Genomic DNA, 24,548 nt, shown 5'->3' on the forward strand with positions numbered 1-24,548 from the left:
GGCGGTCCTTTCATCCTCGGAACACGTGCTCGCGATGCCAGGCGAGGCAACGAGGATCGGGCCGCCATTCCGGATTGACCGGAAGTCTCGCTTGGCGATCCGGAAAGATCAACGCTGCGAGGCGCGCCCTGTCCTCTAGGTGGTCGGAGAAGAGGATCCTTCCGGTATCGCTCATCGACAACAAGCCCGTGTCGAAAAGCCAATGCATCGAGGATGAGAGCCCGAGAACGTTCCAAATTTCGTTGGGGCCGTTAGCTTCGACGCTCCGAACGTGAGCAACCTGCACTTCCGCTGCGCCGCCGGCGACACCCCAGCGCAAGCCGGTGAAGGCGCATGTGCGATTATAGGCATGCAACATGACCTGCCTCAACCTTCCATCCCGGCGCGGCCGGCTTACGATCTCGGCTGCGCGTTCGACCCGGCCGTCCCAGTCTTCACGATCACCACGCATCCGGTAATCGGGTGCAGACCTGGGTTGCACAAAGGTCAGATCGCCCTGCGCCTGGCCAAGGCTGTCGATCCGGCGGTAGTCATCCTCGCTGATCGGCCTGACCGGCTCCAACGCGCGTGCGGTGTTGAGCCGCCCCGAACCATAGTCGAGCCCTCGCTCGACGGGTCGTTGATCGCGGCGATATGGGACTACGGCCAAGAAAGTGCGAAAACTGCCGCTCTCCAGAAGCGCCATGTGCACATCGCCGACTATGCTTTCCGGTACGATCTTCAGCACCTTGGCCGTTGCGAAGTAAGCGCCGGGTTGCTTCCTGTCGCAGTGCTGGAAGATGATCCAGTTACCGACCAATTCGCCCATCTGGTCCAACCAGAGTGCGTCGAAGCGGTACCATTGCTTGAGGTTGTCCTGCGCCACGGCTTGTGGGTCCACCAGCAGCACGCCCTTACGACTGACACCGGCACCGTTCGCCCAATCCATGTCGCGCAGCCGGAACGAGCCACGATCGAGACGCTCGAGCATTCCCACGTCATGCAAGCGCTTGAGTTCCAGCGCCAGGCGCCGTCGCGCCGCAAGGCTGCGCGAGCGGGTCTGAGCAAGGATGATGTTCAGCTGGTTATCCGCCAGAGCCTGCCGGGTGAACACGGCACTTCCGGTGCGCCTGACATACCTGCGAACAGCGTCTTCGACCGCTTGTGACCAGGTACGCCGCGCAGCCATACGCCAAAGCGTATACGTGTAAGTGCGTATGCAGCACAAGCATCGGTGACTGGGCCTTTCTCGATGTAAGGGCTTTTGCGCAGGCCATCGCGGCACCCTACTTGCGAGATCCGATCCGTCGATGACCACACCTGCTCCTGCGAATGGCTCCATCGCCGCCAAGTCGTTGTGGACGATCGGCACTTACGTCGGCTCGGCGGGTATCCGGTTCGGCAGCAATGTCGTGCTATCGCGGCTGCTGGGGCCTGAGATCCTGGGAGTGGTGGTGATCGCGCAGGCGGTGCGTACCGGTTGCGACCTGCTGACCGATCTAGGCCCTGAGCAGAACGTGGTCCACAGCCCGCATGGCGAGGACGAGCGGTTCCTCAACACCGTGTGGACGCTGCAGGTGCTGCGCGGGTTGCTGGTGTCGCTGGCGTGCCTGGCGCTCTCGCCGGTGCTGGCGCACTTCTATCGGATCGATGTCGGCGTGCTGATGGTGGTCAGTGCCGCGCCGCTGCTGAACTCGTTCATGTCGACCTCGATCTTCAGCGCCGCCAAGCGCATGGACGTGAAGGCGCGCAACATGCTCGAGCTGGTGGCAGAGGTCGTCGGCCTGGCGATCAACCTGGGGCTAGCCCTCAGCCTGCGTTCCGTCTGGGCGCCGATCCTGGGGATCGTCCTGTCGATCGCGGCGCGTTCGGCGCTGACGTACTGGCTGCCCCATCCGCGCCATCGCTTCCTCATCGATCGCGCGCATGCTGCGCAGATCCTGGGGTTCAGCAAGTGGATCATGCTGTCGTCGGTGTCGTTCTATGCCGCGATCTTTGCCGATCGGCTCTACCTTGGCCGCGTGGTCTCGCTGGCGACGCTCGGCGTCTACGGGCTCGCGAGATCGGTCTCGGAACTCCCCGCGACGGTGGCGGGGCGCCTGGCGTTCCAGATCGTCTTCCCCTTCGTCGCGCAGCACGGCGATGCGTTCGGCACTGCCACGCCGGCCCGCAAGGAGCTGGGGCGGATGCGGGGGCTGTTCCTGCTGCTGGTGCTCGCCGGCATCGCCACGGTCATGGCCTGGTCCGACTGGGCAGTGCGGTTGGTCTATGGCCATCGCTACATCGAAGCGGGATGGATGGTGAGCTTGCTGCTGGTGGGCGGCTGGATCTCGGTGCTGTGCTCGCTCAACGAAGCGACGGTGTTCGGGCGAGGAGCGCCGCGCAACGTCGGGTTCGCAAACCTGCTGCGCTTCGGAACGATGGCGGCGGTGCTGCCGATCGGCTTTCACACGGCCGGCCTGCCCGGCGCACTGCTGGCGCTGCCGGCAAGCGAGCTGATGCGCTACTTCATCCTGCTCAAGGCGCAGCGCAGGCTACGCACCACGTTCGTCGCGCAGGACGTGGCGTTCAGTCTCACCTTGCTCGGCGTGTTCGGAGCCTGGGTCCTGCTACGCCTGGCGATGGGCCTCGGCGAACCCTGGCAGCTGATGAGCTGAGCTCAGGCGCGCTTCATCAGTTCGGCTCGGTGCGCATAGACCGTGTCCTCGTTGTAGAGCGTGCCGCTGGCGGCCGCCTGGCCGATGAGTTCGGCCAGCGTGGCGCGGTCCCGATGCAAGCGGACGACCTGCGCCGCTAGAGCGGCCACGTCGTTCTGCGGTGCGAACACTCCGCCGCCCTGCCGCGCGACGAGGTCGCGAGGGTAGGCGCTGTCGTAGCCTACGATGGGACAGCCGCAGACCAGCGCCTCGATCAGGCAGCGCGCCGATTCGGGCGTTTTGTGACAGAACAGCAGGAGATCGCTCTGCTTCAGCCGCGCGAGCAGCAGCTCGCGGCGATCCTCGAACCCGGGCAGCTCTACGCTCGCGCCGAGACCCAGCGCGGCGACCCGCTCGCGGATGGCGGGCAGGTCAGGCCCATCGCCGATCCAGGTCGCGCGGAAGGGCACGCCATCCTGATGCAGCCGCTGCAGCGTCTCGATCCAGTCGAACGGACCTTTCATGGCCGTGGCGCGGCCAAGATAGACGATGTCGAGGGGCGCTCCGTTGCGCGCCCGCGCCTGCTTCGCCTCGACCATGGTGGGGGCGATCTGCTCGTCGGCACTTGTGTGGATGTCGTACGTGCAGTGCGGATCGGGGGCGAAACGGGCGTAAGCTTCGAACGTGTCGCCGCCCTGCAGCAGCGCCACGTGCTGTGTTGCAGCGCGTGCCGGATACCCCAGTGACCAACGGGCACGATCGCCTCCACCATGGCGCGCCGGCGCCATCCTTGTGCAAGCTGGCGCAGGATCGGCGCCTCGACCCGGTCAATCCAGGCGGAATAGCGCCGCTTCTGCCGGATCGCTTCGAGCGCCGCCACGAACGGCCAGTCACCGATCACCATGCCCAGCGTGAAGCACAAGTGGCGGTGTGCGGCGATCGCCTGGCGCAGTTCGCGGCGTACCCCGCGCCAGGCGCGCGCCATGGCGGCAGCACCGTAGCCGTTCGGCAAGGCGCGGATGGTCGCGCGCTCGCCCATGAGACCGGTGTTTGTGTCGACCCAGGCGGAGGAACTCGCCCCTTCGGTGAGGATGCCGTAGAAGGTGACCATGTCGAAGTGGCGGCACCACTGCTCGATCCCGGCGGCGGTCTGGTCGTCGATCTGCAGGCCGTTTGCGCCCTGCCGCACATGGACGTGGGTGACGAGCAGCAGCGATGCCTGTTCCTGCACGCGATCTCACCCCCGCAAACACCCTGAGGCGCGTGTCGCAGCTTCGCTCCTGGTACGCCAGTGCGAATCGGCGTGCCCGTTCCTCCGCTCGGCTGGCGTTCAGGTTGTGCTGCTAGGATCGAGCACCACGTGATACATTCGTCGTCCTGACGCGTCGGCTCGTCGAGTCCCTCCGGGGACTTGCCGCCAACCTGCAACCGGCAAGCCGCGCGCGGCATTCACCGGACGACACGCCATAAGGAAGAACCCGAATGATCAGGATCCTGGCTTTAGGCGCCGCACTTGCCCTCGCCACCCCCACTCTGGCGCAGAGCACGGGGGACGACGCCGCCGATGACGCCGCCTTCAACAACCCGAACGTGATGACCGTGCGCAACGTCACCCGCACCGAAATGGCGCACGGGCTCCAGATCTTCGATGCAGGCGGCAAGCCGGTCGGAACGGTAGAGCGGATGTCGGGCAACGACGTGATCGTCACCAGCGGCACGCGCGAGATCACCGTGCCGATCACCGACTTCTTTGCCTACAACCAGCACGGCAAGGATTACTTTGCGACGCGCACGCCCAAGGCCGTGCTGGAAGCGCAGTCCTCCACCTCGGGCACCAAGCCGCTGGCGTTGCGATAGGGATTGAGGGTGGTGGAAGCGTTGCCGTCCACCGCCATCCGCGACTTTCGCTACGATGCGCGAAGCCGCACACTCGACGTGACATTCGTGAGCGAGCGCCGGTACCGCTACATCGCAGTGCCGGCGGATGTCGCTGCGGCCTTCGAGATTGCCGAGTCGAAAGGCGGCTTCTTCAACGCGCGGATACGCGACGTTTTCGCGTTCAAGGAACTCACCCGCGGCCGCCCATAACTCTGCCCATGTTACTGGGGCGCTTGCTCCGGCCGCCGTGGCCATGCATCCTCCGCTGAGATAATCAGGGGGAACACAGGATGCCTTACGCCACCAATCAGACGCTGATCTTCCTACCGGTGCTTGTCGTCGTGGCGCTCACGCTGGTGGGCTTCGTGCGAATGGCGACGGGCCGCGCGGCCGCGGTCAAGGCCGGGCACGATCCTGCTTTCTACCGCGCCCACATCGGCACGCCCGAACCCGAACATGCCGCGGCTGGCGTTCGCCACTGGGACAACCTGTTCGAAGTGCCCACGCTCTTCTACGCAGGTTGCCTCGCGGCATTCGTACTGGGCGGCGTGACCGGCTGGGCCCTGGCCTTCGCCTGGGGGTTTGCCGTTGCGCGCGTTGTGCAGAGCCTGGTGCACATCACCTACAACAACCCCGGCCAGCGCGGCCTCGCCTTCGTGCTGGGCGTGCTGTTCGTCTTCGCGCTGTGGATCAACATCGCGCTGAAGGTGTTCGCGGGGCTTTGAGCCGGGGTCGGCTACTCCTCTCTCCGCCAGGGAGAGGAGAAAAGGCCTTAGAGAATCCCCGCTTTCGCGCCGGCCCGCTGGAACATGCCGATGATCTGCTGCACCTGCTCGGCCGAGTGCTCGGCACAGAGCGAGCAGCGCAGCAGCGTCATGTTGGCAGGCGTTGCCGGTGGGCGCGCGAGGTTCACGTAGAGCCCTTCATGCAGCAGCGCTTCCCACATCGCAGCGCCCCGCTCCAGGTCGGGCATGATCACCGAGATGATCGCGCTCTGCGGAGTCTCGGTGCCGAGCTGGAACCCGGCGTCCTTCAGCCCGCCGTGCAGCACGCGCGAGTTCTCCCACAAGTGCGCACGCTTGTCGGCCGCACCCATCAGCTTGCGGATCGAGGCGCAGGCGGTGGCGACAACGCTGGGCGGCAGGCTGGCGGTGAACACATACGGCCGGCAGACCAGGCGCATGATCTCGAACTTGGGGTGGTTCGAGACACAGAAGCCGCCCACAGTACCGACCGACTTGGAGAAGGTGCCGATCACGAAGTCGACGTCGTCCAGGCAGCCCTGATCCTCGGCCACGCCGCGGCCGTTGGGACCGATGAAGCCCATCGAGTGCGCCTCGTCGACCAGGACCATGGCGCCGTACTTCTTGGCGACGGCAATCATCTCCTTAAGCGGGGCGATGTCGCCCATCATCGAGTAGACGCCTTCCAGGATCACCAGCTTGCCGGCGCCCTCGGGAATGCGGCGCAGGCGCTTTTCCATCGCGTCGATGTCGTTGTGCTTGAACGGCACCACTTCGGCGTCGCCCATCTTGCAGCCGTCCCAGATGGAGGCGTGGCTGTCGATGTCGAGGACGATGTAGTCGCCCTTGCCCGCGATCGTGGAGATGATGCCCAAGTTCGCCTGATAGCCCGTGGAGAACACCATGGCGTGGTCCATGGCGTAGAACTCGCAGAGCGCCTGCTCGACCGCCTTGTGTCCGGCGTAGGTGCCGTTGAGCACGCGGCTGCCGGTGGTGCCCGAGCCGTAGTCGATCAGCGCCTGCTTGCCCGCTTCGATCACGTCGGGGTCGAAGGTCATGCCCATGTAGTTGTAGGTGCCGAGCAGGATTGTCTCGCGCCCGTTGCAGATCGCCGTGGTGGGAGAGAGCACGCGCTCCATCACCAGTCCGAACGGATCCTCCACGCCCGAGGCCAGCAGGTTCTCGCGCATCTGGATCAGCGGGTCGAACTTGCTGAACAGGTCGCTCTGGCCGCCTTCCAGGGTCTGCGGCTGATCGGGTTGGCTCACGGCATCGGTCATGTCAGATCACCCCTTCAGCTTCACCACGGCGTCGACCAACTGGCCGTAGGTCTCGATCTCGGCCTGCGCGTTCATCGAGATGATGATGTCGAACTCGTCCTCGATCGCGGCGACGAAGTCCATCACGGTCAGGCTGTCGAACTCCAGGTCGTCGGTGAAGCGGGTGGCGTGGGTGATGGCGACGCCCTTCTTGTTGAAGGGCTCGATCAGGGCGTCGATGCGGGCCTTGGTGGCGTCGCGGTCCATGGTTTAACTCCAAATGTCTGGGCGGCGGTGTGGCCGCGGAATGGGGCGCAAAAGCGGCGGAGATGCCGTGAAGTCAAGTTCGCCAGCGCGACAAGTGCTCAAACCAACGCCCGCACCGCCTGCATGAACGGCCCGATCGAGACCGGCTTGGCCAGGTAACCCTCCGCACCCGCATCGCGAATGCGTTCCTCGTCGCCCTTGCCGGCGTAGGCGGTCACCGCCAGCACGGGAATCGCGCGCAAGGTGGCGTCCTTCTTGGCCGCCTCGATCAGGTCCAGCCCCGAGACATTTGGGAGCTGGATGTCCATGATGATCAGGTTGGGCACGAACTGCCGCGCCCGCTCCAGCGCATCGCGCCCGTCGGCGATCGGCTCCACCGCGAAGCCCTGGCTCTTGAGCACGTCGCAGAACAGCCTCCGGTTGAGGTCGTTGTCCTCGACAACGAGAATGCGCTTTGCCATTCGCTCTTGCGACCACCATCTAGTTGTTGCTGCCCTCTATGGCACCCAAGCGAGGCTGACAATTCTCAAGCAACCTGCACCGCAATCCGACCCGCAGACCCTGGCGCTCAATGCGCTGGGATGGATTATCGTCGACGAAGAGCGTGCCGAGCGCTTCCTGTCGCTGACCGGCCTCACCCCCGACGAGCTGCGCGCTTCGATCGGTTACCCTTCGACCCTGGCTGCCGTGCTGGACTTCCTGTGCAGCCACGAGCCCGATCTCGTCGCCGCCGCCGACGCGATCGGCTGCCGCCCGCAAGACCTGGTCGCCGCGCGTGAAAGGCTTGCCGCATGACTGACGTGACACAGGGCCGCCCGCTGGTGATCACCGACTGCGACGAAGTGCTGCTTTATATGATCTCGCACTTTCGCGACTGGCTGGCCGAGGAGGAGGGCATCACCTTCGACATGGCGCGGCACGATTTCGTCTCCGCCATGCGCCACACTGATTCGGGCGAGCTAGTGCCGCAAGACCAGATCTGGGCGCTGCTCAACCGCTTCTTCGACGATCAGATGCACCGTCAGACACCCGTCACCGGCGCGATCGAAGCGATCAAGGCGCTGCACGAGGAAGCGGACGTGGTGGTGCTGACCAACCTCATGGACTTCCGCCAGGAAGCGCGCACCCGGCAGCTGCTGGAGCATGGCCTGGACCTCAAGGTCTACACCAACCAGGGGCCGAAAGGCCCCGCCCTGCAAAAGATCCTCGACGAGTACCGCCCCAGCCGCGCGGTGTTCATCGACGACTTGCCGCAGCACCACGACTCCGTCGCCGAAATCGCGCCGCAGGTCGCGCGCTTGCACTTGTGCGCAGAGCCGCTGATCGCCCCCAACATCACCTGCGCCTTCGAGGCCGGGCATGCCCACGCGCGGATCGATTCCTGGGAGAAGGCTCTCCCCTGGATCCGCGCCCAGCTCCATGACGAACAGAAGGAACCTGCATGAGCGAGATCGAAGCCCGGCTTGAAGCGCTCGGCCTGACTTTGCCCGAGCCTGCCGCGCCCGTCGCCGCCTACGTGCCGGTGGTGATCGCGGGGGGCCTCGCCCATGTCTCCGGCCAACTGCCGTTCGTCGAAGGCAAGCTGGTGACCGGCCGCCTGGGCGAGGACGTCAGCCTGGAGCAAGGCGTGCTGGCCGCGCAGGCGTGCGGCGTGATGATCCTGGCGCAGCTCAAGAAGGCGCTGGGTTCGCTCGACCGAGTGGATCAGGTCGTCAAGCTGGGCGGCTTCGTGAACTCGACCGGCAGCTTCACCGATCAGCCCAAGGTGATCAACGGCGCATCCGAGCTGATGGCGGCAGTGTTCGGCGATGCCGGCCAGCATGCGCGCAGCGCCGTCAGCGTGCCCTCGCTACCGTTGGGCGCAGCCGTGGAAGTCGACGCGATTGTTTCCGTTAAGCCTGCTTGACCGCTGGCGCGCGCCGCCGCCTGATCCGCGCAAGGTCGAGTGGGTCGGCGCGCAGGACTATGCGCACCGCGGGCTGCATGGAGCCGGCGTACCCGAGAACTCGCTTGCCGCATTCCAAGCAGCGGTCGAGGCCAGACTCGGCATCGAGCTGGACGTGCAACGGTCGAGCGACGGGCAAGCCGTGGTGTTCCATGATGCCGAGCTTGCGCGGCTCACCGGCGAGACCGGAGAACTTGCGCGGTTCAGTGCAGACCAGCTCGGCCGCATCGCGTTGGCCGGCACCGACCAGACCATTCCCACCTTGCGACAGGTGCTCTCGCGGATCGGCGGCCGTGTCCCCGTGCTGATCGAAATCAAGACGCGCCGTGGCGATCGTGTCGCCGCCTTGTGCCTCGCCGTGCGTCGAGTGCTGGAGGGCTATACCGGCCAGCATGCGGTCATCAGCTTCGACCCGCGCGTGTCACGCTGGTACTTCCGCCACTCGCGCCACACTGTCCGCGCGCTGACCATCAGCGAGGGCGAGGACCGCGCGCTCGCCGGCATGATCCGGCGCCGCCTAGCGCTGTGGCATGCGCGGCCCGACTTCCTGACGTACGATATCCGCGACTTGCCCAGCCGATTCGCCGCGCGTCAGCGTGCCCGGGGCTTGCCGATCGTCGCCTGGACCATCGCCACTGCGGCCCATCGGGAGCGTGCGACACACTACGCCGACGCGGACATCATCGAAGGCGAAGGCATAGCACCCTCTGAGGAAACCGGCGCGTGAGCGGCGGCGAACTCATTGCCAAGGTCGCGTCGGGCGTCTCGGCGCTGCCTGCCGACGAATGGGATGCGCTGACCGACGGCACCAATCCTTTCGTCAGCCACGCGTTCCTGTCGGCACTCGAAGATTCGCGCAGTGTTGGCGGGCGCAGCGGCTGGTCGGCCTCGCCGATCGTGATCGAGGATGCGCAGGGCCGGATCGCCGGCGCCCTGCCCGCGTACTTGAAAGATCACAGCCAGGGCGAATACGTCTTCGACCACGCCTGGGCCGATGCCTGGCATCGCGCCGGCGGCCACTACTACCCCAAGCTGCAGATCGCCGCACCGTTCACGCCCGCGACCGGCCCGCGCATCTTGACGCGGGACCCCCAGCTGTCGCTGCCGCTGGTGCGCGCGGCCGAGGCGCTGTGCGTGCAGAGCGGCCTATCCTCGGCCCACGCCACCTTCATTACCCCCGATCAGGTGTCCCTGTTCGAGCAAGCTGGCTGGCTCCTGCGCGAGGACACCCAGTTCCATTGGGAAAACCGCGGCTACAGCACCTTCGACGACTTCCTGGAGGCGCTGTCCTCGCGCAAGCGCAAGGATTTGCGCAAGGAGCGGGCCAAAGCGCAGGAAGGCGTGACGATCCGGGCGCTGACCGGCGTTGACCTCAAGGAGGAACACTGGGACGCGTTCTGGCAGTTCTATCAGGACACGGGGCAGCGCAAGTGGGGCAGCCCCTACCTGACGCGCAAGGCGTTCTCGCTGCTGGGCGAGCGGATGGCGGACCAGATCCTGCTGGTGCTCGCCTACGACGAGGACCAGCCGATCGCCGGCGCGCTGAACTTCATCGGTGGGGACGCGCTCTATGGGCGGTACTGGGGCGCGCTGGTCGACAAGCCGTTCCTGCACTTCGAGTTGTGCTACTACCAAGCGATCGACGCTGCCATCGCGCTCGGGCTGTCACGCGTCGAGGCGGGCGCGCAGGGCGGGCACAAGCTGGCGCGCGGCTACGAACCGGTGGCGACGGTGTCCGCGCACTACATCGTGCACGAGGGCTTCCGAGAAGCGGTGAGCGACTTCCTTCAGCGCGAGCGCGAAGGCGCGGCGCAGGAGCGGATGTGGCTGGGCGAACGTACGCCGTTCAAGCGGGAAGGCTGAACGCCGCCTCAATCCTCCCCTGCAAGGGGAGGTGGCATCCGCGTTAGCGGATGACGGAGGGGTGTCCCGCTATCGAGAGGGTGTCACCCCTCCACCACTCGCTTTGCGAGCGGTCCCCTCCCCTTGCAGGGGAGGATCCAAGTCGAAATGCTCACGCCGCCTTGCGGGTCGTGCTTGCCAGCCACTCGCGCGCGCGGCGCTGCGCTTCGGCAATCTCGCGGGCGGTCATCTCGTCGGCGATGTCGGCGCGGCACATGGCGGCTTCCTCGTGGCCGGCGACGGCGGCGAGGTTGAACCACTTGTGCGCCTCGATCAGGTCGCAATCGACGCCGTGGCTGCCGGTCGAGAAAGCGACGCCAAGGTCATAGTAGGCGCTGACATCCCCTTGCGCAGCCGAGGCCAGGCAGGTCGCGACAAGCGCGTCCTCGATGTCGCGGGCATTGGCGGGGGTGGCCCCCGCGATCAGGTCTTGGTTAATCCAGGCGATGCTCATGGAACTGTACCCCGATCCGCGGGCGCGACCACTCGGCCCTCCGGTCCTAGGCAGACTCTGCCTTCGCATGCTCAACAAACGGTTAACGCGATAAATTAATCTGTGGGACATTCTCGCCGTGCGAACGATGCATCCGCAAACAGGTGCATTTTCGTACACCCTGCGCATCAACGCTTGTGTGCGTTAACACCCCCAATTATAGGCGCGCTCAACCTGGGATGCGGGGGACCACCGGCCAAAACCGGGGTTGCAGGGCGTCGCCGTTCCGGGATGAGAACCTTGCGGAGTTCATCACATGGCGACGGCCCTAGCAGACGAAATCGACGTACTGGCCAAGGCGAAACGCGAGATCGGCGGCGCTTACGTGCCCTCCGACGACGAAGCCTACATGTCCGAAGCGCAGCAGGATTATTTCCGCAAGCTGCTGATGGCTTGGAAGCGGCTGATCCTCCACGCATCGGCCGGAACCCTGCAGCAGCTGCAGGACGGCCCCATCCGGGAGCCCGATCTCAACGATCGCGCTTCCAGCGAGACCGATTGGGGCATCGAGCTGCGCACGCGCGACCGCCAGCGCAAGCTGATCGCCAAGATCGATTCCGCCCTGCGCCGGATCGAGGAAGGCGAATACGGCTATTGCGAAGTCACCGGCGAGCCGATCGGCCTCGGCCGCCTCATCGCCCGCCCGATCGCGACGATGACGGTCGAAGCGCAGCAAGCGCACGAGCGCCGCGAAAAGGTCTCGCGCGACGACTGAGCCGCCGTTTCGACAACAAGCGGTTAAACGTTTTTTTGCGCTTGTGCGTTAGGATCGCAGGCGACGGCGCTCCAGTGTGGTGACGCCGCGTCGAACTCGAGATGCCCGAGACGCATTCGGGATGGAGCCCATGGACGGAAGCGAAAATAGGCAGATCGCGCGCGACAGCCTGTTTCTCATGGCCGAACTGCGTGTCGAAGGCGGCGCCAGCGAGTACCGCGTCAAGGTGCGCAACTTGTCCGAAGGCGGCATGATGGGCGAAGGCGACGCGCGCGTGCTGCGCGGCGACCTCGTCGAAGTGAACCTGCGCAGCATCGGCTGGGTCAAGGGCTCGGTCGCCTGGGTTCAGGAAAGCCGCTTCGGCGTCGCCTTCCTCGAACCCATTGATCCGCGCCTGGCCCGCATTAAGCCGAGCTCCGAAGGCGATTCGGCCCCGCGCTTCACCCGCAACCACCAGCCCGCGACACCCGGCCAGGTCCGCAAGGTCTAGCCCAAGGTCTAGCCTAGGCGATCGTGTCCGAGGCGCCGATGGCCGCCTTTGCCGGCTGCGTGAAATCGACTAGGCCCAAGGGCATGCTCGCCCCGCGACACGTGCCTGCCCTCTCGAGCCTGCGTCTTGCGGCGCTGTCCGTCCTTGGTGCCACGCTGGCAGTGTTGCCCGGATGTGGCTCCAAGAACGGCTCGCAGTTCGCGATCGCCGTGATCGCCGGCGCCGAGGACCATCTGCAATCGGGCATCGATCGCCCGCTGGCGCGCCAGCTTACGCGGTCGGCAGTCGCCGAGGGCCTCGTCTCGTTCGACGAGCAGGGCCGTGTCGTTCCGGCGCTTGCCGACCGCTGGATCGTAACCGACGACGGACAAAGCTACATCTTCCGCTTGCGTGACGGTGAGTGGCGCAATGGCGAGCCGCTGACCGCCAAGTCCGCCAAGGCCGCGCTCGATGCCGCCATCCGTGCGCAGCGCGGGATGCCACTCGAACTCGATCTCGCCACGATCGACGAGATCCGGGTAATGGCTGGCCGCGTGATCGAGATCCGGCTGTTCCGGCCGATGCCGTACTTCCTGCAGCTGATGGCCCAGCCTGAACTCGGTCTGCTGCGCGACAAGCAGGGCGATGGGCCAATGACGGTGGAGCGTCAGGGGAAGCTCGCCCGCTTTACCCCGATCCAGCCTTCGCGGCTGGGCCTACCCGAAGTGCCGAACTGGGATCGTCGCGTCCGCCAGCTGGCATTGACCGAATTGCCCGCAGCAAAGGCGGTCGAGCGCTTCAACGAAGGCGAGGTCGACCTGGTGCTCGGCGGGCGCATCCAGGATTTCCCGCTCACCAGTTCGGTCGGGATCCTGCGCGGCACGATCCAGCTGGATCCGGTGATCGGCCTGTTCGGCCTTCAGGTGGCACGTGGCCAAGGGTTTCTCGGCGATCCGCGCAACCGCGAGGCACTGGCCTTGGCACTCGACCGCCCGGGCCTGATCGCACCCTTCGGGCTTAGCGGTTGGACGCCCTCCACTCGCCTGGTCTCGCCCGGTCTCGAGGGCGACCTGCAGACCAATGGCGAACGCTGGACCGATCAGCCGATCGAGGAACGCCGCTCCGCCGCCGCCGCGCGCGTCCGAGAATGGCTGCAAGATGCAGAGGGCGGCACCGCGCGCACTGCCAAGGTGTCGATCTGGCTGCCGGCGGGACCAGGCTCGGACATCCTGTTCCAGCGTATCGCCAACGACTTTGGCACCATCGGCGTGACCAGTGAGCGCGCGACCTCTTTCGCGGCAGCGGACTTGCGGCTCGTTGACGATGTCGCGCGCTTTCCCCGCGCGCGCTGGTTCCTGAACCGCCTTTCGTGCGCGGCCCGCCGCGGGCTCTGCGATCCCGAAGTCGACGCCATCGTCGCGCAGGCGGCACGCGTCGTGGATGCCTCGCAGCGCTCCGCGGTGCTGGGCGAGGCCGAGGCGCGGCTGACCCAGGCGAACCTGTTCATCCCCTTCGGCACGCCGATCCGCTGGTCGCTGGTGCGTGGCAACGTGGCGGGCTTCGCGCCGAACGCCTACGCCTGGCACCCCTTGATGCCGCTTGCCTGGTTGCCCAAATGACATGGCAGCAAGAGCAACGAGGGTAACCGCGACTTGGTCGAGACCGGAACAGCACGGCGCATGGGCCTGGACCTGCCGCTCGGCAGCGACCCTGCAGCGGTGCGCCAGCGCATCGAAGCGCTGGAAAAGGTGCTGGAGCGCAGCTTTTCGGTTGCGGGCCAGCCGGTGGGTCTCGATGCCATTGTCGGCCTCGTGCCCGTCGCGGGCGACGTCGTTTCGGCAGCGCTGGGCCTCTACCTGGTTTGGGAGGCGCGCAACCTGGGCATCTCCAAGTTCAAGCTCGCCCGCATGCTGGCCAACGTCGGCTTCGACACCGCGGTGGGTGCGATCCCCGTCGCGGGCGATCTGTTCGACTTCGTGTTCCGGTCGAACAGCCGCAATCTCAAGATGATCCGGCGCCACCTCGACAAGCATCACCCGCACACGCGCATCATCGAACAATAGCTTTCGCACGTCCGCCGGCACGCTATGGTGCGGGCGTGAGAATGCTGCTCGTCATCGCCGCGCTGGCGCTAACCGGTTGTCAAAAGGCGGACAATGCGCCGGGTCCCGGCGGTGTCACGGTGGGTGAGGCGCGCGCGCTGGACGAAGCCGCGCAGATGATCGAAGCACGCCGGCCGCCACCCGATCTGCTGGCGCCGTCGAACACCCGCTGGCCGGCAACGGCGCCCGCCAGCGACGCCGCCGCGCCCGATGCGCCCTGACGCACTCTCCTCCATCTCGAGCCGATGCGCCCGGAGCCGACCATGATCGCCGATCTCGACCAGTTCATCACTGCCCTGCCCAAGGCCGAGCTGCACCTGCACATCGAGGGCAGCCTGGAACCCGAGCTGATGTTCGCGCTCGCCGAGCGCAACGGCATCACCATCCCCTACGGCTCGGTCGAGGAGGTGCGCGCCGCATACGCCTTTTCGAACCTGCAGGACTTCCTCGACATCTACTACGCCGGCGCCGCCGTGCTGCAGACCCAGGCCGACTTCCACGATCTGGCCGCCGCCTACTTCGAGCGCGCTGCGGCGGACGGGGTGATCCATGCCGAGATCATGTTCGATCCGCAGACCCACACCGAGCGGGGCATCGCCTTTGGCACCGTGATCGAAGGCCTGCTCTCCGCCATGGCCGAGGCGCAAGCCCGCCACGGTATGACCACGCGCCTGATCCTGTGCTTCCTGCGCCACCTGAGCGAAGACGCGGCGTTCGCCACCCTGGCCGAGGCGGAACCGTGGCTGGCGCACGTCACCGCCGTCGGGCTCGATTCGTCCGAGCTCGGCCATCCACCCGCCAAGTTCTCGCGCGTCTTCGCCGCCGCCCGCGCCAAGGGGCTGAAGATCACCGCGCATGCCGGCGAGGAAGGCCCGCCAGCTTACGTCTGGGAAGCGCTCGACGTGGTCGGCACCGATCGCATCGACCACGGCAATCGTGCATTCGAGGACGCCGCGCTTGTCGAGCGCCTGCACGCCGACGGCATGACGCTGACCGTATGCCCCCTGTCCAACCTGAAGCTCTGCGTCGTCGATGACCTGGCCGACCATCCCATCGATCGGATGCTCGCGGCCGGGCTGAAGGCCACGCTGAACTCCGACGATCCCGCCTACTTCGGCGGCTACGTAGCCGACAACTACCGGGCGGTTGCCAAAGCGCGCGGCCTCGATCACGCGGCGCTCGCCACGCTGGCGCGCAACAGCTTCACCGGCGCGTTCCTGCCGCCCGAGGCGATCGACGCGCACCTTGCCACGCTCGACGGATTTCTCGCCCGGCAAGTCTAATCACCGCCGGCGCGATTGCGAGCGCGCACGGGTTCCTGCACTCTGCGCACCGAGACGCCGAACGGCGCGGGAGAGGCAGCACATCATGGATCTGAACAGCGCACGACACGCCTTCGTTACCGGAGGAGCCAGCGGCATCGGCCTGGGTATCGCACGATCCATGGTCCGCCGCGGGATCGCGGTCACCATCGCCGACATCAACGAGGATGCCCTCGCGCAGGCCTGCAGCGAGGATGCAGCGCTGAGCGCCGTGGTGCTCGACACGCGGGACCGTGACGCATGGCAGACGGTCAAGCGCGAGGTCGAGGCGGCGCGCGGACCCGTCGACGTCCTGGTCAACAATGCCGGCATCGCACCCAACGGACGCAGCTTCACTGACATGGACCCGGAAAGCTTCGACCGCATCCTGGCGATCAACTTGGTCGGCATCGTCAACGGCGTGTTCGCCTTTGCCGGCGACATGAAGGCGCGCGGCCGTGGGCACATCGTCAACACCTCGTCGCTCGCCGGGCTGACGGCCAGCGTCAAGGGAGTGGGCGCCTACGCCGTCGCCAAGTTCGGCGTAACGGCGCTGACCGAGAGCTTGCGCTTGGAACTGCAGCCGCACGGGGTTGGCGTCAGCCTGCTTTGCCCCGGCTATGTCCAGACCAACTTGGCCGAGAACACGGTACGAGCCGGCGGCGAGATCGCCCGGTATGGCGCGGCGATGCCGCCCTCTACGGTCACGCCCGATCACGTGGGCGAGATGGTCGCCGCCGCGATCGAGCGGGACGAGCTTTACGTGATCACCCATGGTGATGCCTGGCCACCGATCGCCCGGCGCATGGACGCCTTGCGTGAGGCGTGCGAGGCTCGCGCCCTGTCGTCGGCGCCATGAACTTAGAGCTCAGACTCGACCGACTAGAGTCCGAGGCGGCGATCGCAGGGCTCGTACACGCCTATGCCCTCGCGATCCGGCGCGACCGGCCCGAGGATGTCGCCGCCCTCTTCGCTCCCGCCGGTACGTTCGAGGTCCGCGAGGGCGCGCCGGACCGCGACGATGCATCGACCATGCAACGTTTCGACGATCCGCCAGCGCTCGTCGCGTATCTGCTTCAGGGCAAGGGGCGCCCTCACCCGGTGCCGATGATCCACAATCTGATCATCAAATTGAACGGAAATGACGCACATGCGAGCAGCGTCATGGTCGGTCCGATCCCCGGTACGACGCACCAAGTGCTTGGCGAATATGCCGATAGCTTCGTGCGGCTGGATGGATCCTGGTACTTTTCCGCAAGGATTTTTACGGTTTTCCGGTGATCGCCGGATTGTTCCCGCCGGGAACCTAAGCCACCCCCTTCGCTTTACCCCGCGTAGCCCTTCGACTGGCCGCATTCGCATATGCAGCGGAGAACCCGTGCGCTTGCGGCGTAAGTTGAAGACCTGGGGGCAGATCCCCAAGCCTCGAAAGCCTGCGCCGTACTCGGCTGATCGGAGCGATTTGACGTGCTGATGCTGACTCGAGCTGCGCTCGATCCGTCGATGTATTTCCTGGCCATCATGGGCCTGCTCGCGTCGTTGATGGTCTCGCGCGCGGTCGTGGCGCCTTTGCGTTATCAGCGCATCGCCTCGCACGAGGGACAGGTGCTGATCGGCAGCGTGGTCTTCGGCGCACTGTTGGCAAGCGCCATCACGGTCGGAATGGGCGGCGATGTCTGGAACCTGATGCCGGTGGTCGCCATCTTCCTGGTCGCCGCGATCCCGGTCGCCCGGCTTGTGCCGCGGCTCAACGTGCCGGGTGTCATCCTGCTCACCACTGAAGTGCTGACCTTCTGGTTCGGCTTCGTCTGGTCGGCGCTGTTCCTGCGCGAAGCAGGACTGCCCGACAACACGCTGATGCTGGCGGGCGCGGGCCTGCTTTTCGGCGCTGTCTTCTTCGCGCTCACCTTTGCCGAGCGGATCGCTCGGGACGCGGTGCTGACGCATGAATCCTGGCGCACGCCGATTGACGCACCGCATGGAGCGCCGGGTCCGCGCGACCAGAAGGTCTCGATCCAACTGCCCTGCTATGCCGAGCCGCCCGAGATCGTCATGGCGACGATGGACCACCTCGCCGCGCTGGATCACCACGACTTCGAAGTGCTGGTCTGTGACAACAACACCAAGGACGAGGCGCTGTGGCGCCCGCTGGAAGCCTACTGCGCGCACCTGAATGAGCGCGCCGGGAAGGAGATCTTCCGCTTTTTTCACGTCTCGCCGCTGCCCGGCGCCAAGGCCGGTGCGCTCAACTGGCTGCTCGACGTGATGCATCCGGACGCCGAGTTCGTCGCCGTTATCGACGCCGATTACCTCGCCACGCCGGACTTCCTGGCGCGCCTGCTGCCCTTCTTCCGCAATCCGCGCGTGGGCTATGTGCAGACGCCGCACGATTACCGAGAATATGAGGGCAGCGCCTACCTGACGGGTTGCTACTGGGAATACATGCCCAGCAACAAGGTCGATATGGTGGGCGTTAGCGAATACGGCGGCGCCTTCACCATCGGCACGATGTGCATCCTGCGCGCGCAAGCGATCCGTGAAGCCGGTGGCTGGGCCGAGTGGTGCCTGACCGAGGATTCGGAGATCTCCGTCCGCCTGCGCGCGATCGGCTATTCCGGCCTCTACATCGGCGAGACCTTCGGCCGCGGACTGATCCCCGAGACGTTCTCGGACTACAAGAAGCAGCGCTTCCGGTGGACCGCAGGGCCCGTGCAGCAGCTGCTGCGCCACTGGCGCCTGTTCCTGCCCTCGCCTTGGGCCAAGCCGCTGCCGGGCTGGACCAAGCTGCTCGAGGTGCTGCGCTGCATGGCGCCGCTGCGCGTGCTGTTCGCGATGATCGGCGGTCTGCTCGGCTTCCTGGCGCTCGTCGCGGCGCTGATGGCCGGCGTGATGGAGCCGTTCCTGGTGCCCGACGCCGCCTGGGTGCTCACCGGGATCGGCACGCTCGCTTGGCTGGTGGGCATCTGGCATCGTTACAAGCTGACCGGCACCACCCGTGTCAGCGACATGATCCTGGGCGAAGTCGCGCGCAATGCGCTGACCTACACGGTGTTGCAGGCTGGCTTGGCCGGTCTGTCGAACAAGCCGCTCGCCTGGCGCCGCACGCCCAAGTTCGCGCTCGAGTCCGGCAAAGGCTCGATCCTGGCCGATTCGCTGCCAGAGACGCTGATTGCGCTGGTGCTCAGCGCGTCGGCGGCTCTGACCCTGGCCGCATCGGACAGGGTCGGCACGAACTTCGCGGCGCTCTCGGCGCTGGCGCTCGCCTCGCTGGCGCTGCGGTTCTTCTGCGCGCCGTTCGTCGCCTGGCTGGCGCTGCGCCATGCCCGGCGGCAGGCGGTGCAGATCGCGGCGGCGCCGGTGCTGGTATCCCAGCCGTCCGCCTGAGCCGGGGCGCTGCAGGACCGTCGCGGTTCGGGACGGAGCTCACGGACGCGTAGCTTCGCGGATTGACGCCCGCCGGCGACTTGCGTGAAGCCTGTGCGATCCGCTGCCGAGCACGAGAAAGTCCCGATGTGCGCTGCCAAGACCGTGACTGCCTCGTTGCGCGATCTGCTGCATGATTGCATCGGCAGCGAGGCCACCCATCAGGGTGATCGCCTGCGCGAGGCTATGGAACTGCTCGGACTTGGCGATCGCCGCACTACGGTGCAGGCCATGCTCGCCTGCGAGGCGTACGAAAGTGCGGCGATGGCCGTATTAGGACAGCGCGGGTTCCTCGTCTCGCGCGGGAGCACGGGAACATGCCTGGCCTCGGTCCAGCTTGACGATGGCGACGACATTACCGCCGAGGCGGCAACACCGGCGCTGGCGTTGCTGGCGGCGCACATTGCGGCTCTGCTGGCCGAAGCCGTCGCAGCCAAGCCAGACGCCCCGCTGCAAAGCGACGCCTCCGCTCGCCTGCATTGAGACTGTCTCCCTGCTCCTCTCCCCGCCGGGGAGAGGTAGCGCAGCTTACCGAAGGGCGGTAGCGTAGCTGGGAGAGGGCTTGATCCGTCGAGAGGGCAGAGAGCCCTCTCCAACTTCGGCTAGGCGCTTCCAGCACCAAGCCTTCGTATCCTCTCCCCGGCGGGGAGAGGACAGGTAGCATTACTCCGCTGCGACGCTTTCGCCGAACAGGCCGGGGACCATCTCGACCGCATCGTTGGCTTCGTCGCCGCGGCGAGCCTGACGGCGCGAATCGAAGTTGCTCCAGACGTCTTGCCAGTTGCCGCGGGTCGCGCCCTTGGAATACTCGGTTGCGCGCGTCTCGAAGAAGTTGGCATGCTCGACGCCGTTGAGCAGCGGCTGCAGCCAGGGCAGCGGGTGGTCCTCGATCATGTAGATCTCGGGCAGGCCCAGCTGGCCCAGGCGCCAATCGGCGATGTAGCGGATGTAGCGCTTGATCTCCTTGGCGCTCATGCCGGGCACCGGACCCTGCTCGAACGCGAGGTCGATGAAGGCATCCTCCAGCCGCACGGTCTTCTGGCAGCAGTCGATGATGTCTTCCTTCACCGCCTTGGTTAGGCAGCCGCGCTCCTTGGTGAATGTGTGGAACAGCTTGGTAATGCCTTCGCAATGGAGGCTCTCGTCGCGGACCGACCAGCTGACGATCTGGCCCATGCCCTTCATCTTGTTGAAGCGCGGGAAGTTCATCAGCATCGCGAAGCTGGCGAACAACTGCAGGCCTTCCGTGAAGCCGCCGAACATGGCGAGCGTCCGCGCGATGTCCTCATCGGTATCGACGCCGAAGGTGTGCAGGTAGTCGTGCTTGGCCTTCAGCTCCTCGTATTCCAGGAACATGCCATACTCGCTCTCGGGCATACCGATGGTGTCGAGCAGGTGGCTGTAGGCGGCGATGTGCACCGTCTCCATGTTGGAGAAGGCGGCGAGCATCATCTTGATCTCGGTCGGCTTGAAGACGCGCGCGTACTTCTCGTGGTAGCAGTCCTGCACCTCGACATCGGCCTGCGTGAAGAAGCGGAAGATCTGCGTGAGCAGGTTGCGCTCATGGTCCGAGATCTTCTGCGCCCAGTCTCGGCAATCCTCACCCAGCGGCACTTCCTCGGGCATCCAGTGGATCTGCTGCTGGCGCTTCCACATGTCGTAGGCCCAAGGATACTCGAAGGGCTTGTAGGTCTTGCGGGCTTCGAGAAGGGGCATCGCGGGTACTCCGGAAAACGATAGGCGGCGTGAAGGCGCTGTCACGCGGCCGGCGGTGCATCACCGCGGCGTTTGCCTAGAGATAAGCATTTCGGAGCAAATTGGGAGGGGGTCCGGAGGGCACTCGCGGCTTGTCCACAGGCGCGTCGGCAGCACATTTAGCGTGCCGGGGCTATGACATACCCTAGAGATTGTGCCTCAAGAACCTTCGCGAACATCACGCAGGCACTTGCGCTCGGCCTTCCCCCGCGAGTCGCACCAGCATGGATGTTCGTCACATGTTCCTGACGATCGAGAAGTCTTTTTTCGGCACCTGATCGGTACGATTGAAGAATCGATCGAGGTCGGCCCCGCTCGCGGCCTTGCGGCTGAGCGTCGCGACGTCGGTGAAAGCGGCGTCGGCACGCTCGTTGGCGCGCTGCACGGCAGGGCGAGCCGCAATCCGCTCGCGCCACTCCAACAGATGCGGGTGTTCGCGTGTGTCGAAGCCGTGGCGTTCGAGGTAGTAGGTCCAGGGCTGCGTGGCGATGTCCACGATCGAGTACTGCCCACCCGCCAGCCACTCCTGGCGCGCAAGCCGATCGTCGAGATCGCGATAGAGCTTGGCCGCGATCGCGCCGTAGCGGCCGTGTGCATAAGGCTCGCTGCCCGGCGGGACGAGATTGAAGTGGGTGAACTGGCCCAGCATCGGACCGACATTGGCCATCTGGATCATCAGCCACTGCATGACTTCGGCACGCGCGGGCTGCTGCTCGGGCAAGAACCGCCCCTCGCGCTCCGCCAGCCAGTGCAGGATTGCGCCCGACTCGGCCAGCGGCATGCCCAGCCGCGGGTCCTCCAGCACCGGGACTTTGCCTAGCGGACTGAGCGCCAGGAACGCCGGGTCGAACTGCTCCTGCGCGAACACCGCGACGTGCCGCAGCTCGTAGGCGAGATCGAGCTCCTCCAGCATGATCACCACCTTGATCACGTTGGGGCTGCCCATGCCGTGCAGGACGAGAGTTTCGCTCATGACGCCACCGCCGGTGTCGCCGGCAGGACGAAGGTGATGACGCGCGCGGTCGCCTCCGTGTCGTTGCGCCAGCCATGGACCACGCCGCGCACGACGCCCACGTCACCGGCCCGCAGGACCACCTCGCCCGTCTGCAGCACCAGCACGACGTCGCCCTCGATCACGTAGAAGTGATCGGCTGTATCGGTAAAGTGAATGCCGGGATCGTCGCGGCCCAGCCCCGGACCGTACTCGGCCACCATCATCGAATAAGCCGGATCGGCCATCTGCTCGAAGCGGAACGGCGCAGTCGTGTTTTCGAGCGGCGCATGGCTGTCCGCCTTCGCGCCAAGCGCTCCGGACCATAGCTGGGTGATCTGCATGTTGCCGAGGCCCAGTGCGGCAACGAAGCCGTCTGCGACGATCGCGCTGCGCCCCTCCGCGTCCAGCCCCGCAACGATCCTTCGACACCCTGACGTGTTCGGCTGTTGCGCCATCGTTCCGCCCTCTTCCCTTCCGGTCGCAAGCCGCTCGACCGACCGGCGCCGCACACAATGGAGCCGCCGTCGGGGGAACCGTGCGCATGCGCCGGACATTTGTTTCGCAAGAGCCGCACAAGGCGCGGCGCCCTCACGAGTGGAGTATTCCCGTGACGCAGCAGCAAAGGCAATCCCAGTTTTCGTCTTCATCGCAGGACCGATCCAGCGGCAATGCGCAGGATGCGTCACTCTCCCGTCCCGAAAAACCGGACGCCACTTCGCCCTACGAGGGACCGGGTGACGATCAGCCGGCGCAGAAGCGGCCGGCGCAAGTGGCCGATCCGGATGGTCCGGAGGCGATGGAGCATCCCTACTTCTCCGAGGCGCAGTCGACCCTGGGCGCCTTCGAGCCAACCGAAAGGCCGGGCGATCCTTTCGCGCAGCCCGAGGACGCGCAAGGCGGCCTCGCCCGTCCGACCGAGCAGAGCGACAGCGCAGCCGACGTCGCGCAGGAAGGCCAGTCCTTTGCCACTGCCGCAGGCACGCTCTACGAAGGCATGACGGTGGTCGACAGCTATGGCCACACGATCGGCCTGGTCTCGAGCGTCGATGGCGAGCGCATGCGCCTCGCCTCCAGCGATCCGCACGACGATGGCGTGGCCTTCCTGCCAGTCAGCCTGATCGACGGGATCGACGGCAATCGCGTGCTGCTGGCGGGCCGAGGCGACGCTTCGTTCGGCCTCGCCGCGCAGAACTGACGGAGCCGCCCGCCGTCCATATGGATCGGCGGGCGCTTCGCCTCAGCGCCAGAACCAGCGAGGCCTCAGGGCCCGCGAGCGGCGATTACGCCACATCTGGATGTAGAGCCACAGGCCCGAGAACGCGAAGAACAGCAAGGCGAGGCCCGACAGCACCGAGATCGCGGTGCCGAGCGGGCCGAAGCTTTCGCCCGAATGCAAGTGGTGGAACGTGCCGACAAGCCCGCGCATGCCGCCATTCGGCCGCGGCGGCATGCAGTGCCAGCGTTCGGGGCAGGTGAAACCGGGTGGCGGCGTGGCAGCTGCTGCCTCCGCTGCCGGAGCAGACGAAGGCCACAGCACCGCGACCTGGCTGAGCACCCCGGTCACCGCGATCCAGATCAGGAAGATGCCGAAGAAAACAGAGAGCCAGCGGTGCCACTTGCGCATTCGTCATGGGTCCTCGTTGCCGATGTCGACGGCTAACAAGCAGCACCGCAGCTCTGTTTCAATCGTCCTGTTGTCGCAATTGGTAATCGATCACGCGTCAGCCGGGTCGGCGACGATCACGCCCAAGGGTGTCTGCTGGTGCTGCACCACGTCCCATTCCTCATGGGCAAGGCGGCGCAAGGTGCTGGTGCACACGGCGTGATAGCTCTTCTCCGCGCGCTTGGCCTGGACGCGATAGGCGATCACGATCAGGCCCTCCTGCGGACGACTGACCTGCGTGTCGAGGAACTCTACCTCGTCCCACTTGGGTGTGTCCTGAACTGCCTTGGTCGCCTGCTCTCCGCCAAAGACGTATGGCTCTGCCGGCAGCGCCATCAAGCAATCGTCGCTGACCCGTTCGCTGTAGACCTCGTCGCCGCCGGTCCACAGCTCCTTTTCGTAACGCCAGATCCGTTCGTCTTCCATGGGGTCTCTCCGCGTGCGAGGTTGGTGCGTCCGGACAGAACGTGCCGCGTGTGGCAAACGGTTCCCTGCCCCGGAGGCCATGCCGCCAAGCGTTTCGCAGATGCGGCAAGCCCATGGAACGGGTGGGTGAGCCGAACCGTTCTTCCGATGTAGTTGGCAACAACGAAAAGGAGTTCCAGCGATGTTCGAGAAACTCCGCATCAAAGAGCACATGGAAGTGGCAGACAATGCCGGTCAGCACGTCGGGATCGTCGACGAAGTCGTGGACGACCGGATCAAGCTGACCAAGACGGATAGTGCCGACAGCGCACATCACTTCATCGCGATCGATCAGGTCGATCGGATCGACGACAATCGTATCTACCTTAAGCAGGGCACCCCCATCCCCCTGGGTGTCGGTTCGGCCTGAGCCACCGGATCGTTCCTCTGTAGACGTCACCGAGTTTCCTCGCGGCGGTTCCTCCCCCTCCCTGCCGCCGCGCGATGGCCCCGGTATCCTCACGGATGCCGGGGTTTTCGCATTCGCTCGCTCGCGGCCATTGTCCGTCAACTATGTTATTGCTGCAGGAGCGATATGATACACAAAGGCGCGTAAATT

At 65.8% G+C, this 24,548-nt stretch carries 33 protein-coding genes; 22 read left to right on the forward strand and 11 right to left on the reverse strand.

What is annotated here, in order from left to right; genetic code table 11:
• Positions 1 to 10: 10 nt before the first annotated feature.
• Positions 11 to 1,297 (reverse strand): HNH endonuclease, encoded by a 1,287-nt coding sequence (locus tag GV044_RS18225; protein WP_159873490.1) that lies wholly within the window; start codon positions 1,295 to 1,297, stop codon positions 11 to 13.
• On the opposite strand from GV044_RS18225, the gene GV044_RS18230 reads away from it, so the two are divergent.
• The gene (locus tag GV044_RS18230; protein WP_159873492.1) at positions 1,290 to 2,636 is read left to right on the forward strand and encodes an oligosaccharide flippase family protein; all 1,347 of its coding nucleotides are present in this window, start codon (positions 1,290 to 1,292) and stop codon (positions 2,634 to 2,636) included. The two genes, GV044_RS18225 and GV044_RS18230, sit on opposite strands and share 8 nt — an antisense overlap.
• Positions 2,637 to 2,638: 2 nt before the next feature.
• Here GV044_RS18230 and GV044_RS18235 read toward each other — a convergent pair whose 3' ends face one another.
• A complete protein-coding gene (locus tag GV044_RS18235) occupies positions 2,639 to 3,325 on the reverse strand; it encodes a glycosyltransferase (protein ID WP_159873494.1) in 687 nt (228 codons plus the stop codon).
• A gap of 32 nt (positions 3,326 to 3,357) precedes the next feature.
• On the opposite strand from GV044_RS18235, the gene GV044_RS18240 reads away from it, so the two are divergent.
• From GV044_RS18240 to GV044_RS18255, 4 genes are all read left to right on the forward strand, one after another.
• Entirely contained in the window at positions 3,358 to 3,873 is a 516-nt protein-coding gene (locus tag GV044_RS18240; RefSeq protein ID WP_159873496.1) for a hypothetical protein, read from the forward strand.
• 224 nt (positions 3,874 to 4,097) lie between these two features.
• Positions 4,098 to 4,472 (forward strand): hypothetical protein, encoded by a 375-nt coding sequence (locus tag GV044_RS18245; protein ID WP_159873498.1) that lies wholly within the window; start codon positions 4,098 to 4,100, stop codon positions 4,470 to 4,472.
• Between the two features lie 12 nt (positions 4,473 to 4,484).
• The gene (locus GV044_RS18250) at positions 4,485 to 4,703 is read left to right on the forward strand and encodes a KTSC domain-containing protein (RefSeq protein ID WP_236555083.1); all 219 of its coding nucleotides are present in this window, start codon (positions 4,485 to 4,487) and stop codon (positions 4,701 to 4,703) included.
• 80 nt (positions 4,704 to 4,783) lie between these two features.
• Positions 4,784 to 5,218 (forward strand): MAPEG family protein, encoded by a 435-nt coding sequence (locus GV044_RS18255; protein WP_159873500.1) that lies wholly within the window; start codon positions 4,784 to 4,786, stop codon positions 5,216 to 5,218.
• Positions 5,219 to 5,265: 47 nt separating this feature from the next.
• On the opposite strand, the gene GV044_RS18260 is transcribed toward GV044_RS18255, so the two are convergent.
• The 3 genes from GV044_RS18260 to GV044_RS18270 form a co-directional block, all read right to left on the reverse strand.
• A complete protein-coding gene (locus GV044_RS18260) occupies positions 5,266 to 6,516 on the reverse strand; it encodes an aminotransferase class I/II-fold pyridoxal phosphate-dependent enzyme (protein WP_159873502.1) in 1,251 nt (416 codons plus the stop codon).
• A 6-nt stretch (positions 6,517 to 6,522) separates the two neighbouring features.
• Positions 6,523 to 6,762, reverse strand: coding sequence for an acyl carrier protein (locus tag GV044_RS18265; RefSeq protein WP_159873504.1), 240 nt, complete (start codon positions 6,760 to 6,762; stop codon positions 6,523 to 6,525).
• Between the two features lie 98 nt (positions 6,763 to 6,860).
• Positions 6,861 to 7,223 (reverse strand): response regulator, encoded by a 363-nt coding sequence (locus tag GV044_RS18270; RefSeq protein WP_159873506.1) that lies wholly within the window; start codon positions 7,221 to 7,223, stop codon positions 6,861 to 6,863.
• Between GV044_RS18270 and GV044_RS18275 the strand changes: the two genes are divergently transcribed.
• Genes GV044_RS18275 through GV044_RS18295 form a run of 5 tightly spaced genes read left to right on the forward strand, consistent with a single transcriptional unit; the run spans position 7,210 to position 10,570 of the window.
• Complete coding sequence (locus GV044_RS18275) at positions 7,210 to 7,557, forward strand: DUF3572 domain-containing protein (RefSeq protein WP_159873508.1); 348 nt, start codon at positions 7,210 to 7,212, stop codon at positions 7,555 to 7,557. The genes GV044_RS18270 and GV044_RS18275 overlap by 14 nt on opposite strands.
• Positions 7,554 to 8,207, forward strand: a complete 654-nt coding sequence (locus tag GV044_RS18280) for an HAD family hydrolase (RefSeq protein WP_159873510.1) — start codon at positions 7,554 to 7,556, stop codon at positions 8,205 to 8,207. Before GV044_RS18275 ends, GV044_RS18280 begins: the two co-directional genes overlap by 4 nt.
• Complete coding sequence (locus GV044_RS18285; protein WP_159873512.1) at positions 8,204 to 8,668, forward strand: RidA family protein; 465 nt, start codon at positions 8,204 to 8,206, stop codon at positions 8,666 to 8,668. Before GV044_RS18280 ends, GV044_RS18285 begins: the two co-directional genes overlap by 4 nt.
• Positions 8,646 to 9,434, forward strand: coding sequence for a glycerophosphodiester phosphodiesterase family protein (locus GV044_RS18290; RefSeq protein ID WP_236555084.1), 789 nt, complete (start codon positions 8,646 to 8,648; stop codon positions 9,432 to 9,434). Before GV044_RS18285 ends, GV044_RS18290 begins: the two co-directional genes overlap by 23 nt.
• Entirely contained in the window at positions 9,431 to 10,570 is a 1,140-nt protein-coding gene (locus GV044_RS18295) for a GNAT family N-acetyltransferase (RefSeq protein WP_159873516.1), read from the forward strand. The genes GV044_RS18290 and GV044_RS18295 overlap by 4 nt, the downstream gene beginning before the upstream one ends.
• A gap of 151 nt (positions 10,571 to 10,721) precedes the next feature.
• On the opposite strand, the gene GV044_RS18300 is transcribed toward GV044_RS18295, so the two are convergent.
• On the reverse strand, positions 10,722 to 11,063 hold the full coding sequence (locus GV044_RS18300) for a hypothetical protein (RefSeq protein WP_159873518.1): 342 nt from the start codon (positions 11,061 to 11,063) through the stop codon (positions 10,722 to 10,724).
• A 295-nt stretch (positions 11,064 to 11,358) separates the two neighbouring features.
• Here GV044_RS18300 and dksA point away from each other — a divergent pair, with 295 nt between their 5' ends.
• From dksA to GV044_RS18350, 10 genes are all read left to right on the forward strand, one after another.
• Complete coding sequence (dksA, locus tag GV044_RS18305) at positions 11,359 to 11,817, forward strand: RNA polymerase-binding protein DksA (RefSeq protein ID WP_159873520.1); 459 nt, start codon at positions 11,359 to 11,361, stop codon at positions 11,815 to 11,817.
• Positions 11,818 to 11,947: 130 nt separating this feature from the next.
• Positions 11,948 to 12,307, forward strand: coding sequence for a PilZ domain-containing protein (locus GV044_RS18310; RefSeq protein ID WP_159873522.1), 360 nt, complete (start codon positions 11,948 to 11,950; stop codon positions 12,305 to 12,307).
• A 23-nt stretch (positions 12,308 to 12,330) separates the two neighbouring features.
• Complete coding sequence (locus GV044_RS18315; RefSeq protein WP_236555085.1) at positions 12,331 to 13,905, forward strand: ABC transporter substrate-binding protein; 1,575 nt, start codon at positions 12,331 to 12,333, stop codon at positions 13,903 to 13,905.
• Positions 13,906 to 13,965: 60 nt separating this feature from the next.
• Positions 13,966 to 14,349, forward strand: coding sequence for a DUF4112 domain-containing protein (locus tag GV044_RS18320; protein WP_159873818.1), 384 nt, complete (start codon positions 13,966 to 13,968; stop codon positions 14,347 to 14,349).
• Positions 14,350 to 14,390: 41 nt separating this feature from the next.
• A complete protein-coding gene (locus tag GV044_RS18325; RefSeq protein WP_159873524.1) occupies positions 14,391 to 14,609 on the forward strand; it encodes a hypothetical protein in 219 nt (72 codons plus the stop codon).
• Between the two features lie 45 nt (positions 14,610 to 14,654).
• Positions 14,655 to 15,671 carry an adenosine deaminase gene (locus tag GV044_RS18330; RefSeq protein ID WP_201299159.1) on the forward strand — a complete coding sequence of 339 codons (1,017 nt, stop codon included), beginning with the start codon at positions 14,655 to 14,657 and terminating at the stop codon, positions 15,669 to 15,671.
• 85 nt (positions 15,672 to 15,756) lie between these two features.
• A complete protein-coding gene (locus tag GV044_RS18335) occupies positions 15,757 to 16,548 on the forward strand; it encodes an SDR family oxidoreductase (protein ID WP_159873528.1) in 792 nt (263 codons plus the stop codon).
• Complete coding sequence (locus GV044_RS18340; protein ID WP_159873530.1) at positions 16,545 to 16,970, forward strand: nuclear transport factor 2 family protein; 426 nt, start codon at positions 16,545 to 16,547, stop codon at positions 16,968 to 16,970. Before GV044_RS18335 ends, GV044_RS18340 begins: the two co-directional genes overlap by 4 nt.
• A 192-nt stretch (positions 16,971 to 17,162) precedes the next feature.
• Positions 17,163 to 19,073: a glycosyltransferase family 2 protein gene (locus tag GV044_RS18345; protein ID WP_159873532.1), complete on the forward strand. Its 1,911-nt coding sequence runs from the start codon at positions 17,163 to 17,165 to the stop codon at positions 19,071 to 19,073.
• 84 nt (positions 19,074 to 19,157) lie between these two features.
• Complete coding sequence (locus tag GV044_RS18350; RefSeq protein ID WP_236555086.1) at positions 19,158 to 19,595, forward strand: hypothetical protein; 438 nt, start codon at positions 19,158 to 19,160, stop codon at positions 19,593 to 19,595.
• 180 nt (positions 19,596 to 19,775) lie between these two features.
• Here the strand turns inward: GV044_RS18350 and GV044_RS18355 are convergent, their stop codons facing one another.
• The 3 genes from GV044_RS18355 to GV044_RS18365 all read right to left on the reverse strand — a co-directional run bounded on the left by GV044_RS18355 (position 19,776) and on the right by GV044_RS18365 (position 22,316).
• Positions 19,776 to 20,828: a ribonucleotide-diphosphate reductase subunit beta gene (locus tag GV044_RS18355; RefSeq protein ID WP_159873534.1), complete on the reverse strand. Its 1,053-nt coding sequence runs from the start codon at positions 20,826 to 20,828 to the stop codon at positions 19,776 to 19,778.
• A gap of 274 nt (positions 20,829 to 21,102) precedes the next feature.
• Positions 21,103 to 21,840 carry a glutathione S-transferase family protein gene (locus tag GV044_RS18360; RefSeq protein ID WP_159873536.1) on the reverse strand — a complete coding sequence of 246 codons (738 nt, stop codon included), beginning with the start codon at positions 21,838 to 21,840 and terminating at the stop codon, positions 21,103 to 21,105.
• Positions 21,837 to 22,316 (reverse strand): cupin domain-containing protein, encoded by a 480-nt coding sequence (locus GV044_RS18365; RefSeq protein WP_159873538.1) that lies wholly within the window; start codon positions 22,314 to 22,316, stop codon positions 21,837 to 21,839. The genes GV044_RS18360 and GV044_RS18365 overlap by 4 nt, the downstream gene beginning before the upstream one ends.
• A gap of 152 nt (positions 22,317 to 22,468) precedes the next feature.
• Here GV044_RS18365 and GV044_RS18370 point away from each other — a divergent pair, with 152 nt between their 5' ends.
• Positions 22,469 to 23,056, forward strand: a complete 588-nt coding sequence (locus GV044_RS18370; protein ID WP_159873540.1) for a DUF2171 domain-containing protein — start codon at positions 22,469 to 22,471, stop codon at positions 23,054 to 23,056.
• 42 nt (positions 23,057 to 23,098) lie between these two features.
• Here GV044_RS18370 and GV044_RS18375 read toward each other — a convergent pair whose 3' ends face one another.
• Positions 23,099 to 23,485, reverse strand: a complete 387-nt coding sequence (locus GV044_RS18375; protein WP_159873542.1) for a PepSY domain-containing protein — start codon at positions 23,483 to 23,485, stop codon at positions 23,099 to 23,101.
• 90 nt (positions 23,486 to 23,575) lie between these two features.
• Entirely contained in the window at positions 23,576 to 23,950 is a 375-nt protein-coding gene (locus GV044_RS18380; protein ID WP_159873544.1) for a DUF4440 domain-containing protein, read from the reverse strand.
• A 181-nt stretch (positions 23,951 to 24,131) separates the two neighbouring features.
• Between GV044_RS18380 and GV044_RS18385 the strand changes: the two genes are divergently transcribed.
• Complete coding sequence (locus GV044_RS18385; RefSeq protein ID WP_159873546.1) at positions 24,132 to 24,359, forward strand: DUF2171 domain-containing protein; 228 nt, start codon at positions 24,132 to 24,134, stop codon at positions 24,357 to 24,359.
• Positions 24,360 to 24,548: the final 189 nt, after the last annotated feature.

Source organism: Novosphingobium sp. 9U, from assembly GCF_902506425.1.
Taxonomy (GTDB): Bacteria; Pseudomonadota; Alphaproteobacteria; order Sphingomonadales; family Sphingomonadaceae; genus Novosphingobium.